Here is a 15,021-nt window from a genome sequence, read left to right as displayed (position 1 = left end):
ATTTCAACCCTACATTTAGCCCATAAATAGTAAGCTTAACGTGTTAGTCATAAAACGAGTCATACGAATTGACCCCATTAATAATTGGGCTGCTTTTATTTGAGCTAACTCTTATTTACGCCGACTATGTTTGACTATAATAGCACTATGACAAATGCAGTAATGTTTAACCTTGCTATGATACCAAAAAAACCGCTTTTCTAATGAAGAATCTTATGACCAAATCCTCACCGAATAATCCCACTCATCTAGCAAAAGCTGCTAACGACTTTGTGTGGACGCAGAAAATAAAGAACGATACTGGAAATATAGAAACCCATCCGTTCGATCCGGTTTTACCGCCTGATGCTACTGTGATGATGATGGGGACCTTTCCACCGACTGCTGATAAATGGGCAATGCATTTTCATTATCCGAACTTCTATAATGATATGTGGCGTATTTATGGAAGCGTGTTTTTTGACGATGTTGATTATTTTAAAGTAGGTGAAGAAAAACGCTTCGATCCTGAGCGCATTCGCAATTTTATGTTCGAGCGAGGTATTGCTTCTTGTCCGACCGTAAAGCAAGCCATTCGTGAAACGGGTAATGCCTCAGATAAAAATTTAACTGTCGTCACGCCAGTTGACCTAGATAATATCTTGCCACAAGTGCCAAAGGTTAAAACGTTATTTACAACGGGCGGTAAGGCAACCGAAATATTACTCAACTTATTAGCTGAGCCACCTGCCAAATCTAAGTACCCTAAGACTAATCAAAGTATGGACTATCCTTACCAATGGCAGGATGCAAATAATAAAAAAGCGGATGTTAATAATCTAACCTTATATAGAATGCTTTCAACTTCACGTGCATATCCTTTAGCCTTAGATAAAAAAATCGCTGCTTATAAAGACTTCTTTAAGAAGGTTGGTAAGCTATAGGTCAAATACCTAAGATTGTTAGGCAGAAGTAGTAAGCAAATGGGATGAAACATAATAGATAAACAATAGTTTATATAGAGTAAAAGCATTTCTTCTAACCCATTGAAAACTATCGACTATTTAAAACCTAGCGAAATTAGTTTAAAAACCTTTCGAAACCCTATTGACACCCATCTAAAACTCTATATAATACGCACCTCATTAAGACGAACTGGAAGCAGTTAGGGTGTGATTACACAATAACTAACCAGTTAACTTAACGAAACAAATTAAAGAAAGAAGTTGACAGACTATTAAAACATGATATGATGGTCAGCTCGCTAAATAGGATAAACCAAATTGGTTTAGGATATTTAGTTGAATACTCCTACTGGACGACAGTGGTGAGACATTATTTAAAAGCATAACTAAAGAACAACTTGTGTGGATTTTTGCTGATTCAGAATGCTAAAAAATAAAGTTGGTTGACTCTCTTTTCGAGAGAATACTAACTATAAAAATTATCATTTAAGACAGTAAAAAAACTCAAAGTTAATTCATTACGAACATAATTTAGAGCGATTTGCCAGATTAAATGAGCCAAGTTTAGTAGCCTCTTTAAAGGGTTACATAGCAAGATTAAACTGAAGAGTTTGATCATGGCTCAGATTGAACGCTGGCGGCAGGCTTAACACATGCAAGTCGAGCGGAAACGATGGTAGCTTGCTACCAGGCGTCGAGCGGCGGACGGGTGAGTAATACTTAGGAATCTACCTAGTAGTGGGGGATAGCACGGGGAAACTCGTATTAATACCGCATACGACCTACGGGAGAAAGGGGGCAGTTTACTGCTCTCGCTATTAGATGAGCCTAAGTCGGATTAGCTAGATGGTGGGGTAAAGGCCTACCATGGCGACGATCTGTAGCTGGTCTGAGAGGATGATCAGCCACACCGGGACTGAGACACGGCCCGGACTCCTACGGGAGGCAGCAGTGGGGAATATTGGACAATGGGGGAAACCCTGATCCAGCCATGCCGCGTGTGTGAAGAAGGCCTTTTGGTTGTAAAGCACTTTAAGCAGTGAAGAAGACTCCATGGTTAATACCCATGGACGATGACATTAGCTGCAGAATAAGCACCGGCTAACTCTGTGCCAGCAGCCGCGGTAATACAGAGGGTGCAAGCGTTAATCGGAATTACTGGGCGTAAAGGGAGCGTAGGTGGCTCGATAAGTCAGATGTGAAATCCCCGGGCTCAACCTGGGAACTGCATCTGATACTGTTGAGCTAGAGTATGTGAGAGGAAGGTAGAATTCCAGGTGTAGCGGTGAAATGCGTAGAGATCTGGAGGAATACCGATGGCGAAGGCAGCCTTCTGGCATAATACTGACACTGAGGCTCGAAAGCGTGGGTAGCAAACAGGATTAGATACCCTGGTAGTCCACGCCGTAAACGATGTCTACTAGTCGTTGGGTCCCTTGAGGACTTAGTGACGCAGCTAACGCAATAAGTAGACCGCCTGGGGAGTACGGCCGCAAGGTTAAAACTCAAATGAATTGACGGGGGCCCGCACAAGCGGTGGAGCATGTGGTTTAATTCGATGCAACGCGAAGAACCTTACCTGGTCTTGACATATCTAGAATCCTGCAGAGATGCGGGAGTGCCTTCGGGAATTAGAATACAGGTGCTGCATGGCTGTCGTCAGCTCGTGTCGTGAGATGTTGGGTTAAGTCCCGCAACGAGCGCAACCCTTGTCCTTAGTTACCAGCGGGTTAAGCCGGGAACTCTAAGGATACTGCCAGTGACAAACTGGAGGAAGGCGGGGACGACGTCAAGTCATCATGGCCCTTACGACCAGGGCTACACACGTGCTACAATGGTAGGTACAGAGGGCAGCTACACAGCGATGTGATGCGAATCTCAAAAAGCCTATCGTAGTCCAGATTGGAGTCTGCAACTCGACTCCATGAAGTAGGAATCGCTAGTAATCGCGGATCAGAATGCCGCGGTGAATACGTTCCCGGGCCTTGTACACACCGCCCGTCACACCATGGGAGTTGATTGCACCAGAAGTGGATAGCTTAACCTTCGGGAAGGCGTTCACCACGGTGTGGTTGATGACTGGGGTGAAGTCGTAACAAGGTAGCCGTAGGGGAACCTGCGGCTGGATCACCTCCTTATAGATGGCATTCGGTCAGCAAGAATTCACAACAAGTTGTTCTTTAGTTTAAGCTAGTTTATTAGCTAGAGGTATATGCCTCGTACAGGCCTGTAGCTCAGCTGGTTAGAGCACCGTGTTGATAACGCGGGGGTCGGCAGTTCAAGTCTGCCCAGGCCTACCATTATTAGGGGCCATAGCTCAGTTGGTAGAGCGCCTGCCTTGCACGCAGGAGGTCAACGGTTCGACTCCGTTTGGCTCCACCACATAATAAACTTTCTTTAGATGCTAATAAATAAATAGGTATCAAATAGAAACAAGTGATTCGCCGAGACATTGGCAAGATTACTTCTTTCTGTTTTATACAGAATCTGTGACTCGACGAGAGCATAGAGACTATTTAAAAACATAGATATGAGTCTGGGTTAGAACAACATGTTCACGTGTTGTTCTAACCTTAGTAATCAGCTCCTTAACGACATCAGTTGTTATCCCAGGAGTTGATTACTAAAAAAGTAAAGAGAACTGAATCAAGCGTATAAAATTAGGTGATATCGTTATCATAATTAGACTTATATAGCACTTAGCAGTCGAAAGACTACTTGGGGTTGTATGGTCAAGTAATGAAGCGCACATGGTGGATGCCTTGGCAGTCAGAGGCGATGAAAGACGTGACAGCCTGCGATAAGCTTCGGGGAGGCGGCAATATCCTGTGATCCGGAGATTTCTGAATGGGGAAACCCACCTACCATAAGGTAGGTATCTTGTACTTGTACAAGAGGCAAACGAGGGGAAGTGAAACATCTCAGTACCCTTAGGAAAAGACATCAAATGAGATTCCCCAAGTAGCGGCGAGCGAACGGGGAGAAGCCGATTAATTCTAATGTAGAAGAACAGCGTGGGAAAGCTGACCGTAGTAGGTGATAGTCCTGTATTCGAAACATTAGAGTTAACATATTAAGTAGGGCGGGACACGAGAAATCCTGTTTGAAGATGGGGGGACCATCCTCCAAGGCTAAATACTCCTGACTGACCGATAGTGAACCAGTACCGTGAGGGAAAGGCGAAAAGAACCCCTGTGAGGGGAGTGAAATAGAACCTGAAACCGTGTGCGTACAAGCAGTGGGAGCCTTAATTTATTAGGGTGACCGCGTACCTTTTGTATAATGGGTCAGCGACTTATGTTCTGTAGCAAGGTTAACCGTTTAGGGGAGCCGTAGGGAAACCGAGTCTTAATAGGGCGTTTAGTTGCAGGGCATAGACCCGAAACCGAGTGATCTATCCATGAGCAGGTTGAAAGTGCCGTAACAGGCACCGGAGGACCGAACCCACTATCGTTGAAAAGCTAGGGGATGACTTGTGGATAGGGGTGAAAGGCTAATCAAACTCGGTGATAGCTGGTTCTCCCCGAAAGCTATTTAGGTAGCGCCTCGGACGAACACCATTGGGGGTAGAGCACTGTTTCGGCTAGGGGGTCATACCGACTTACCAAACCGATGCAAACTCCGAATACCGATGAGTGATATCCGGGAGACACACAGTGGGTGCTAACGTCCATTGTGGAGAGGGAAACAACCCAGACCGCCAGCTAAGGCCCCAAATTCCTAGTTAAGTGGGAAACGAGGTGGGAAGGCATAGACAGCTAGGAGGTTGGCTTAGAAGCAGCCATCCTTTAAAGAAAGCGTAATAGCTCACTAGTCGAGTCGGCCCGCGCGGAAGATGTAACGGGGCTCAAACTAGGAGCCGAAGCTGCGGATTTGAATTTGTTTTCAAGTGGTAGGGGAGCGTTGTGTAAGCCTGTGAAGGTGTGTCGTAAGGCATGCTGGAGGTATCACAAGAGCGAATGCTGACGTGAGTAACGATAATGCGAGTGAAAAGCTCGCACGCCGGAAGATCAAGGGTTCCAGTCCAACGTTAATCGGGGCTGGGTGAGTCGACCCCTAAGGCGAGGCCGAAAGGCGTAGTCGATGGGAAATTGGTTAATATTCCAATACTTGTTTATAATGCGATGGAGGGACGGAGTAGGTTATGCCAGCCTGGCGTTGGTTGTCCAGGTGGAAGGATGTAGGCAGACAGTTTAGGCAAATCCGGACTGTCACTATGCTGAGATCTGATAGCAAGCTGTACTTGTACAGCGAAGTGGCAAATACCATGCTTCCAGGAAAAGCTTCTAAGCAATAGTTATAAACGAATCGTACCCTAAACCGACACAGGTGATCAGGTAGAGAATACCAAGGCGCTTGAGAGAACTCTGCTGAAGGAACTAGGCAAAATGGTACCGTAACTTCGGGAGAAGGTACGCTGCCGATGGTGAAACCCTTGCGGTGTAAGCTATTGGCAGTCGCAGATACCAGGCTGCTGCAACTGTTTATTAAAAACACAGCACTCTGCAAACACGAAAGTGGACGTATAGGGTGTGATGTCTGCCCGGTGCTGGAAGGTTAATTGATGGGGTTAGCGTAAGCGAAGCTCTTGATCGAAGCCCCAGTAAACGGCGGCCGTAACTATAACGGTCCTAAGGTAGCGAAATTCCTTGTCGGGTAAGTTCCGACCTGCACGAATGACATAATGATGGCAGCGCTGTCTCCAGCAGAGACTCAGTGAAATCGAAATCGCAGTGAAGATGCTGTGTACCCGCGGCTAGACGGAAAGACCCCGTGAACCTTTACTACAGCTTTACATTGAACTTTGACCTGACTTGTGCAGGATAGGTGGGAGGCTTTGAAGCAGACACGCTAGTGTTTGTGGAGCCAATCTTGAAATACCACCCTGGTCATGTTGGGGTTCTAACTCAGGTATAACAATACCGAGGACAATGTATGGTGGGTAGTTTGACTGGGGCGGTCTCCTCCTAAAGAGTAACGGAGGAGTACGAAGGTGCGCTCAGACCGGTCGGAAATCGGTCGTAGAGTATAAAGGCAAAAGCGCGCTTAACTGCGAGACCCACAAGTCGAGCAGGTACGAAAGTAGGTCTTAGTGATCCGGTGGTTCTGTATGGAAGGGCCATCGCTCAACGGATAAAAGGTACTCTGGGGATAACAGGCTGATACCGCCCAAGAGTTCATATCGACGGCGGTGTTTGGCACCTCGATGTCGGCTCATCTCATCCTAGGGCTGAAGCAGGTCCTAAGGGTATGGCTGTTCGCCATTTAAAGAGGTACGCGAGCTGGGTTTAGAACGTCGTGAGACAGTTCGGTCCCTATCTACCGTGGGCGTTGGAAATTTGAGAGGATCTGCTCCTAGTACGAGAGGACCAGAGTGGACGAACCTCTGGTGTTCGGGTTGTCACGCCAGTGGCATTGCCCGGTAGCTACGTTCGGATGGGATAATCGCTGAAAGCATCTAAGCGAGAAGCCCACCTCAAGATAAGATTTCCCTAAAGAGCCGTTGAAGACTACGACGTTGATAGGCAGGGTGTGGAAGTGCAGCGATGCATGTAGCTAACCTGTACTAATTGCTCGTTTGGCTTGACCATACAACACCCAAGTGGTTTGTATGAAAGCTCTAATTAATCTATCTTGTATAAGCATTGCTTATAGAATATATATATTTCGATATCACCTTTAACCTTGATTCAGTTAGGTTACAAGTTGGTCGACCAATAGATAATATCTTGACGTCAAAACAATAATAACAGACTCATATCTAACCCCCTTTGCTGACGACAATAGCACGATGGCCCCACCTGATCCCTTACCGAACTCAGAAGTGAAACATCGTCGCGCCAATGGTAGTGTGGTTCGCCCATGTGAGAGTAGGTCATCGTCAGCTCTCTATTCCTGAAAAACCCCCTTCGACATAAGTCGAAGGGGGTTTTTCTTTGCTCGCGGTTTGGTGGTTTTACAAATGAAAGGAGCTAATAAGCTATTTTCTTGCTATAAAAAATGCTATTTCTTATATTAAATATATTCTTTCTTATTCATCTAAAATGATTTGACTTATATCGTTATAGCTGCTAATTTTGGATGGTGTTTTAATGTTAATTAATTAAAAATATACGTAGAGTTTATACGGAATTTGACGCTACATTCAATTTTTTAGTATAAATTCACACCCTATCCATAATTATCAAAAGGAATTGATGATGAAGTTAGCTCCTCTTTTTTCAATAGGTGCCTTAGCAGCTATTAGCCTTCTAGGTTGTTCCAATCAAGCCTCTGACAGTACTGATGCTTCCGCAGCAACTTCTCAAGAAACAACAACATTACGCTTTTCTCATTTTTGGCCAGCAACGTCATCTATTAGCACAGAGGTCTTTGAACCTTGGGCCAAGCAAATAGAAGCGGACTCTAATGGTCGACTAAAAGTAGAACTATATCCTTCAGCTGGTCTTGCTAAAGCAGACGTTACTTATGAATCTGCTGCCAAAGGCACGATAGATATTGGATCACAAGCACACGGCTATACTAATGGTCGCTTTCCTTTAACTCAGATTACTGAGCTTCCAGGCTTATCAAACTCAGCCACTCAGATGGGTTGTATGCTCCAAACTCTGTATGAAGATGGCACTTTAGCTAGTGAATATGAAGATTCACATTTGTTGTTTATGTATGGCGCTGGACCTGGCTCACTGCATACAACTAACAAATTAATTCGCACGCCTGAAGATATGAAGGGTATGCGTATTCGCCGTCCTTCTGCGGTCGCCGGTGACATTATTGAAAGTGCTGGTGCTTCACCAGTAGGTTTGCCTGCCAATGACATGTATACCTCTTTACAGCGTGGGGTCGTTGATGGTTTGAGTTTTCCTTGGGAAGCTGTAACTGCCTTTAAAATTGATGAAATCACCAAATACCATACCAGTATTCCTTTTTATAGTTCGGCGCTTATGGTCACTATGAATAAAGAGAAATATGAAAGCTTACCTGATGATCTAAAAAAGGTGCTGGATAAAAACTCAGGTATGGCGCTTGCCAATAAGGTTGGTGAAGTATTTGATAAACATGACCAAATGGCGATTCAAGCTGCTAAAGATAAAGGTGATGAAATTGTCGAGATTCCTGATCCGTTAAACGATCCAGACTGGAAAGGACCTCTTGAAAAAGGAACCAACAAATATCTTGCTGATGTCAGTGCCTTAGGGTTAGATGCAGATGGTGTTTATGCCAAAGCTAAAGTCGCCAGTGCCGCCTGTAAAGTCTAACCTAAAGGAGTAGTTGCCAAATGGCATTTTTAGTCAAACTGAGCACCCTTATCTCCAGGTTATGTCAGTTTCTTGGTGGTATTAGTCTTATCATCATTGTGCTGACCACTATGTTAGATGTTCTTGCTCGCTATATCTTCAAGCTCACCGGTGGTGAGTTTGGATTTACGGTCAAAGGTAGCGTTGAGATTGTCTCTTACTTTATGCTCTTTGCTTTACTTGGTGCCTTTGCTGCTTTTGTTGAGCGCTCACAAATCATCGTCGATGTATTCACTCAAAAGATGTCGAAAGCCGTTAAAGGTTACATGATGGGCACCTTTATGATGGGGTTCTTTATAATTGGTATCGTATTTGCTTGGGGTCTATATGAAAGCGCTTTTGATGCGATAGAGTATGGCAAAGTCACTCAAGACCTTCGAATATCTATGATGCCAATTTATGCTATCAGTGCCTTCTTAAGTATTTTACTTGCCATTCGGTCATTGATCGAATCCATCAATATTTTTAAAACAGGCGAGTTCTTTGACGCTGAGGAGACAGGCGCATGAGTCCAGAAATTATTGGTGCCATTGGTTTGTTATGTATGATTGCGATGGTCATGCTGCGTGTTCCTGTTGCACTTGCCATGTTAGGTGTGGGTCTGGTTGGCTTTGGTGCCGTGACAGCGCCTATTGGTGCTTTACATATGCTAAAAGACTTACCGGTCGATGTCTTAGCGAAATATGATTTTAGTGCCATTCCGTTGTTCATACTTATGGGCGTCTTCGCCTCTCATTCTGGTATGGCAGGAAAGTTATTTGAGGCCACCCGAACTATCTTTGGCGGCGTAAGAGGCAGTCTAGGTATTGCCGGTATCGGCTCATCTGGTATCTTTGCATCCATTTCAGGGTCGTCATTGGCGACTGCTTCTACCATGACTAAAGTAGCGCTGCCACAAATGGAGAAGTATGGATATCAACCAGGCTTTGCCTGCGGTATTTTAGCCGCTGGTGGTACTTTGGGGATCATGATTCCGCCCAGTATTGCGCTACTGGTCTATGCCATCTTAACCCAGCAGTCAGTCGGTGATATGTTTATCGCTGGTTTCTTACCGGGCATGCTTGGCATGGTGATGTATTCAATCACTGTGATGATCATGGTGCGTTGGAAGCCGCATTTAGCACAACGCGGGGAGCCTACTTCTTGGAAACAAAAGTTAATCTCTTTGACAGGTCTTATTCCCTTTAGCTTTATCTTTATCGTGATTATTGCGGGTATTTTCTTGGGGTTATTTACGCCAACAGAAGGCGCTGCAGTTGGTGCATTTGTATCATGGGCTTATGCCTTTGCCAAAGGTATGCGCATGAAAGGGCTGAAGCAATCGCTTATAGAAACACTGGCATTATCAGCAGTGGTCTTCTTTATGTTGCTGGGTGCAGAAGCCTTGGGCTATTTTATCTCAGTCTCTAGAATGTCTTATACGTTAGCGAGTTGGATTGGTACACTGGCGGTCAGCCCAATGATAGTATTGATCTGCATTTTGATTATGTACTTTCTGTTAGGCCTGTTCATGGATGCCTTAGCGATGCTGGTGATTACCATTCCGGTGGTGTTTCCTATTATCCTAGCGTTAGGGTTTGATCCAATCTGGTTCGGTATCATTGCTGTATTGACGGTAGAGCTTGGACTCATTACGCCGCCTATGGGGATGAATATCTTTGTGATTAAGGCGATGGCGCCGCATATTAAGCTGTCCGATATGTTCAAGGGGGTGATGCCCTTTATTGTCTCAGATTTGGTTCGTCTGGTCATTTTGGTAGCGTTCCCGGCGATATCACTGGTGTTGTTAAGTTAGTGACAGCTTAGAGAAATCATGGATAAAATATTTACGTTAGGTTTGTCTGAGTCAGAAAATAAAAATAGCAGTTTGATTTTATAGCCATATTGTCATGATGATAATATGGCTTTTTTTATGATTTAATGTTTTAAGGTTGTTATAGGAGATTCAATTTAAAAATGCTTGGTGCTATTGCTATGGATTTTTTATCCTCTATAACTTAGACGGCAGCCAGCAAGAAAAATCTATATATAGTTGAAATACTTTAAAGTCGCTACACCAGTAGTACGTGTTGTATCGATATTACTTTTCACCGACTATATATGGCTGAGCATGATATGGCTGAGCATGAAAATGATCCGTTGACCATAGGCGCAGGTTATCCGTTGATTAAAGCATTATTGAATTGAAATAATTATTGTCATGATTGTGATAATAAGGATAACGGTGTCGATGCGCCTTTGGTTGAAGTGGTTATTGTTTCAAAGAGTAGCCCTGATACGGGTATTCAAGTACTTAATGCGATTCGTGAGCATGGGTTAACCATTTCAGGATCAGCCTTTATATTCGGTAGTCCTATTGCACCTTATATCAAAGATTTTAATGTAGATTTGTTTTTGACGACCAATCTTGAAGATGCGCAGCAGGATGCTGATGCTGATATCTGTGCCTGTGCCTGTGTGATATTGGATGCAACGCCAGTCAATACTTGCGAGCTGGATACTAAGCAGTTGCATATTGCGTTTGATGGTGATGCAGTGCTATTTGATGATTCAGGCGAGCTGCTTTATAAGCAGAAAGGTCTGCAAGCTTTTCACGACCACGAAGCCAAAATGCGAGACTTATCGATAGAAAAAGGTCCGTATGCAGAGTTATTGATCAAGCTGTCAAAAATGCAAGAACGTCTACCAGTCACTAACACGCGTTTAATAAAATAAAAAGGATATAACAATAGATGAAGTGGCAGCAATTGACGACACTTGTAATCGTACGCATCAAACAAGTATTTGCTAGGCGTTGGGGCTATTTGCTTGCTTGTATCATCATGGGTACGGGTTATTGGTTGACGATCTAGCAAGGCTTGATACCACAGCAGGGTATCTCATTTGCAGCGCATTTTGGTGGTCTATGCGCCGGCTTATTATTGGGGGCTAACTCAAAGCACGCCTATATAAAAGTAAGTAATCGTCATTAACTTTATTTTTAGGCAAATATATTAAGAAAGCCTGTTCAATAAGATATAGAGTGATTCATAAATTATTGTGTAGAGGGCTCAATGACTGAGTTATTTTTTATTGATACAAACATTGATATATAGTGGGTCATTTTTTTCTAAAGATCGCCATTTGGTGGTCTTTTTCACATGCTCATCGATGCTAAGCTTACTGCCTTTTTCTTGTAGCACATAATCTGCACGGGCAGGGGCAGCACAGTCAATAACTTGCGGTACTTGCTGCACACTTCTACGTCTTTCAAACAAATATAAATTGACCAAATAAACATCTGGGTTATCGGCGTTAGCACGAGCGTGTCCGCTATCAGCTGCTATAAATCGTAAAGTCTGTGGTTTAACGTATGACCAAGGACGAAACCACGTACCTTCTTCAACTTTCTTAACGACATAAAGACCTTTAGGAAGCTGTGTAACCTGTTGATCGAACCAGCTATATTCTTGGCTTATTTGAAAGCCAAAAATACCGATAGCACCAAACAAGGGAATAAGCCATTTTGGCGCTTTCTTACCTGCGAGTTTGCTGAGGTGAGTTATGACCAATGCTATCCCAGCTAAACCAAATCCAGCCGCTATGGTAGCGATAAACTCAAAAAGCATAAGACTTTTCCTTAACGCAATCAGCGCATTTCATACCAATTATTAAAAATAAACCGATGTTTTTAATTCTCTTAAACACATTTATTATGGTGTTTATACTCACCTTTCTCATTATTCTTACTCTGAAGAAGGGTGAATAAAACCATCATGATTTTACAAAGGGTGTTTAAAAATACTCTATCATCAGATTGAGATAAAAAAATCACTCACAAGCAGTTGCTGCCTGTGAGTGATATATCATCGTAAAAAAGCATACGTCATTTGCACTTTACTTGGTGGCTTAGTGATCGATTGCAGCACCAGCACCACGTGGAGAACGTACACTTTCAACCAATTCTTGGATATGTGCTGGTGGTGGCGCAGTCGCATAAGAAACTGCGAATGCTACGATAAAGTTAAGCAATGCACCAATCACACCAAATGATAATGGTGAGATACCAAACAACCAGTACTCTTCAGTATCAGGGAAGCTTGCTGTACCTGTGATGAAGAACCAGCCTTTAAAGATGAAGATATAAACTAAGATACTAATCAAACCTGTGAGCATACCAGCGATGGCGCCAAGGTTGTTAATACGTTTAGAGAAAATACCCATCATCAATGCAGGGAACAGTGAGGCACCGGCAATACCAAAGGCCAATGCAACGACCTGTGCAGCAAATCCTGGTGGATTAATACCTAAGTAGGTAGCAATCACAAGCGCAATAGCCATCGTGATACGTGCGACTTTTAGCTCGCCTGCATCAGAAATGTTAGGATTAAGGTTACGCTTAATCAAGTCATGACTGATCGCTGATGAGATTGCGAGTAGTAGACCAGCTGCTGTAGATAGGGCTGCTGCCAAACCACCTGCGGCGATAAGACCAATAACCCAACCTGGTAGCTGTGCGATTTCTGGGTTAGCCAATACTAAGATGTCAGCGTTGACGTCAAGCTCGTTACCTGCCCAACCTCTATCAACAAACACACCATCACGCCCTAAAGCATGCGCAGCTTTTGCTTTTTCAACGGTCGTCGTTGCTGCTGCAACATCACCGCCGTCAGTCGTTGCTGCAGCCAATGCTAGCTCTGCTGCGCCAAGTCCATTATCATTATATAACTGGATGCGACCGTCGTTATTTAGGTCGTTATATTTAATAAGACCGGTTTCTTCCCATGTTTTCATCCAATCTGGACGTTGATCATATTCGATAGCAGGAGCGTCAACACCTTGTGGATAAACAGTATCGATTAGATTTAGACGCGCCATTGCACCTACTGCTGGCGCAGTGAAGTATAGTAGCGCGATAAATACCAACGTCCAACCAGCTGTCCAACGGGCATCCGCAACTTTAGGAACCGTGAAAAAGCGAATAATAACGTGAGGTAGACCCGCGGTACCAATCATCAGTGATAACGTAAATAGCACCATATTTAGCTTGTTTGGCACATCAGCGGTATAAGCGGTAAAGCCTAAGTCGACGACGATTTGGTCAAGCTTGGTTAGGATAGGAATGCCTGATTCAACATGGTTTGAGAACAAACCAAGACCTGGAATTGGGTTACCCGTCAACTCAAGTGAGATAAACACTGCAGGAATCGTATAGGCAATCATAAGAACCACATACTGCGCAACCTGCGTGTAGGTAATCCCTTTCATACCACCAAGTACGGCGTAGAAGAATACAACAACAGCCGCAATAATCAGACCAGTGGTACTGTCAACTTCTAAGAAGCGTGAGAATGCCACACCAGCACCTGTCATCTGACCGATAACATAAGTGGTTGATGCAATAATCAAACAAACAACGGCAATCATAGCAGCGGTTTTAGAATAAAAGCGGTCACCAATAAAATCAGGAACCGTGAACTTACCAAATTTACGTAGGTAAGGCGCTAGGAGCATAGCGAGTAGAACGTAACCGCCGGTCCAGCCCATTAAGTAAGTTGATGCAGCATAACCGCCAGTGGCGATAATACCAGCCATCGAGATGAATGATGCTGCACTCATCCAGTCAGCCGCGGTTGCCATACCGTTAACAACAGGATGTACACCGCCGCCAGCAACATAGAATTCACTGGTCGAACCTGCACGTGCCCACCAAGCAATACCGAAGTATAAAGCGAAGGACAGACCTACAAAAATGATATTAATCGTAAATTGACTCATAGGGCTATTCCTCGTCTACGCCATATTGTTTATCGAGTTTATTCATGCGCCATGCATAGAAAAAGATTAGGGCGATAAAGATAATAAGAGCACCTTGTTGTGCAAACCAAAAGCTGATATCAGTACCACCTATTCTAATACCTGACAATAATGGACGTAGTAGGATGCCAAAACCATAAGAGCATAAAGCCCAAATGACGAGGCTAACTTTAATGAGACGGAGATTGGCGCGCCAATAACCTGATGAATCGTTGTGGTTCTCCATAGAACAACTCCTTTTGCCTAACATAAAAACAAGGTCACTGATTTGAGTCTGACAAGTCCCTGTGCTTTAGTGTTTTTCCTACTGTGAAAACAGTGTGATATTCAGTCTATCTTACAACCATAAAAATGGTAGATGAACGACTAAAGCAGAGCGATCAATCAATCAATATCAGTAACCCAACATCATCAAAATATGAACCAATTTTTTTCAGTGTAAATGATATAGACACTGAGGCTAAATTATTCAGTATGAATGCTATAAAAGCTAAAAGTCGATGTTAATCGCTTAAAATATAATTATTTAACAATAGATATTGAGACAGTTGATTAAATTTATTATATGCGAATAATGATGTTTAAAGAGGAGGGGTCGGTACTGGCTGACAATCCTCTGTCTTATTATTTATTGGTATCATCTTCCCGATGACATCATTTTAACATTTAAAAATACATTCATACTGATAAGTATTGCAAGCGGTTTTTATAAACTTATTAGGAATATATACAATATTGATTTATTTAACAATAAATAAATTTTATTTACTTTATGTAACTAAATATGTGTCTTGTAGAAACTATAGTTAACTTATGTTAGCTATAGTGAATACAGTCCTCGTTTACAGCAACATCTTACTCTAAAGCCTTATTTATATTAAGAATTTAGTTTAACTGATATATTGATGGCTATGAGTAATAAATGGCATTTATTTTGGAAATAAGAATGATAAACCAATAAATAAAAGTTATGCCAATAAGGA

General features: G+C 43.3%; 7 protein-coding genes, 2 tRNA genes, 3 rRNA genes and 1 pseudogene. 10 read left to right on the top strand and 3 right to left on the bottom strand.

What is annotated here, in order from left to right; translation table 11 throughout:
- The first annotated feature begins 215 nt into the window (after positions 1-215).
- The 10 genes and pseudogenes from PSYC_RS10190 to PSYC_RS10145 form a co-directional block, all read left to right on the top strand.
- Complete coding sequence (locus PSYC_RS10190; protein ID WP_227500331.1) at positions 216-923, top strand: DNA glycosylase; 708 nt, start codon at positions 216-218, stop codon at positions 921-923.
- Positions 924-1,543: 620 nt separating this feature from the next.
- Positions 1,544-3,082: ribosomal RNA gene (locus PSYC_RS10185) — 16S ribosomal RNA — on the top strand.
- Positions 3,083-3,167: 85 nt separating this feature from the next.
- Positions 3,168-3,244: transfer RNA gene (locus PSYC_RS10180), tRNA-Ile, on the top strand.
- A 6-nt stretch (positions 3,245-3,250) separates the two neighbouring features.
- Positions 3,251-3,326: transfer RNA gene (locus PSYC_RS10175), tRNA-Ala, on the top strand.
- Positions 3,327-3,674: 348 nt separating this feature from the next.
- Positions 3,675-6,535 (top strand): 23S ribosomal RNA (locus PSYC_RS10170).
- A 182-nt stretch (positions 6,536-6,717) separates the two neighbouring features.
- Positions 6,718-6,831, top strand: a 5S ribosomal RNA gene (gene rrf / locus PSYC_RS10165).
- The 16S, 23S and 5S rRNA genes sit together here with 2 tRNA genes alongside, the layout of an rRNA operon.
- A gap of 313 nt (positions 6,832-7,144) precedes the next feature.
- A complete protein-coding gene (locus PSYC_RS10160) occupies positions 7,145-8,203 on the top strand; it encodes a TRAP transporter substrate-binding protein (protein WP_041757790.1) in 1,059 nt (352 codons plus the stop codon).
- A gap of 20 nt (positions 8,204-8,223) precedes the next feature.
- Positions 8,224-8,751: a TRAP transporter small permease gene (locus tag PSYC_RS10155; protein ID WP_011281220.1), complete on the top strand. Its 528-nt coding sequence runs from the start codon at positions 8,224-8,226 to the stop codon at positions 8,749-8,751.
- A complete protein-coding gene (locus tag PSYC_RS10150; RefSeq protein WP_011281219.1) occupies positions 8,748-10,037 on the top strand; it encodes a TRAP transporter large permease in 1,290 nt (429 codons plus the stop codon). Before PSYC_RS10155 ends, PSYC_RS10150 begins: the two co-directional genes overlap by 4 nt.
- A 320-nt stretch (positions 10,038-10,357) precedes the next feature.
- Positions 10,358-10,936 (top strand): annotated as a pseudogene (locus PSYC_RS10145) (5'-nucleotidase); the annotation flags it as partial.
- Positions 10,937-11,304: 368 nt separating this feature from the next.
- Here PSYC_RS10145 and PSYC_RS10140 read toward each other — a convergent pair.
- The 3 genes from PSYC_RS10140 to PSYC_RS10130 all read right to left on the bottom strand — a co-directional run bounded on the left by PSYC_RS10140 (position 11,305) and on the right by PSYC_RS10130 (position 14,264).
- The gene (locus PSYC_RS10140; RefSeq protein ID WP_011281217.1) at positions 11,305-11,850 is read right to left on the bottom strand and encodes a hypothetical protein; all 546 of its coding nucleotides are present in this window, start codon (positions 11,848-11,850) and stop codon (positions 11,305-11,307) included.
- Positions 11,851-12,130: 280 nt separating this feature from the next.
- Complete coding sequence (locus PSYC_RS10135) at positions 12,131-13,999, bottom strand: sodium:solute symporter family protein (RefSeq protein WP_011281216.1); 1,869 nt, start codon at positions 13,997-13,999, stop codon at positions 12,131-12,133.
- Between the two features lie 4 nt (positions 14,000-14,003).
- The gene (locus tag PSYC_RS10130) at positions 14,004-14,264 is read right to left on the bottom strand and encodes a DUF4212 domain-containing protein (protein WP_041757788.1); all 261 of its coding nucleotides are present in this window, start codon (positions 14,262-14,264) and stop codon (positions 14,004-14,006) included.
- Between the last annotated feature and the right edge of the window lie 757 nt (positions 14,265-15,021).

Source organism: Psychrobacter arcticus 273-4 (assembly GCF_000012305.1).
In the GTDB taxonomy this organism is placed as follows: Bacteria; Pseudomonadota; Gammaproteobacteria; order Pseudomonadales; family Moraxellaceae; genus Psychrobacter; species Psychrobacter arcticus.
This window is presented reverse-complemented; position numbering and strand designations above follow the sequence as displayed.

Bases quoted from the DNA above. Each gene is read 5' to 3' on its own strand.
- PSYC_RS10150 (WP_011281219.1), top strand. From the start codon at position 8,748: ATGAGTCCAGAAATTATTGGTGCCATTGGTTTGTTATGTATGATTGCG.
- PSYC_RS10190 (WP_227500331.1), top strand. From the start codon at position 216: ATGACCAAATCCTCACCGAATAATCCCACTCATCTAGCAAAAGCTGCT.
- PSYC_RS10155 (WP_011281220.1), top strand. From the start codon at position 8,224: ATGGCATTTTTAGTCAAACTGAGCACCCTTATCTCCAGGTTATGTCAG.
- PSYC_RS10130 (WP_041757788.1), bottom strand. From the start codon at position 14,264: ATGGAGAACCACAACGATTCATCAGGTTATTGGCGCGCCAATCTCCGT.
- PSYC_RS10140 (WP_011281217.1), bottom strand. From the start codon at position 11,850: ATGCTTTTTGAGTTTATCGCTACCATAGCGGCTGGATTTGGTTTAGCT.
- PSYC_RS10160 (WP_041757790.1), top strand. From the start codon at position 7,145: ATGAAGTTAGCTCCTCTTTTTTCAATAGGTGCCTTAGCAGCTATTAGC.
- PSYC_RS10135 (WP_011281216.1), bottom strand. From the start codon at position 13,999: ATGAGTCAATTTACGATTAATATCATTTTTGTAGGTCTGTCCTTCGCT.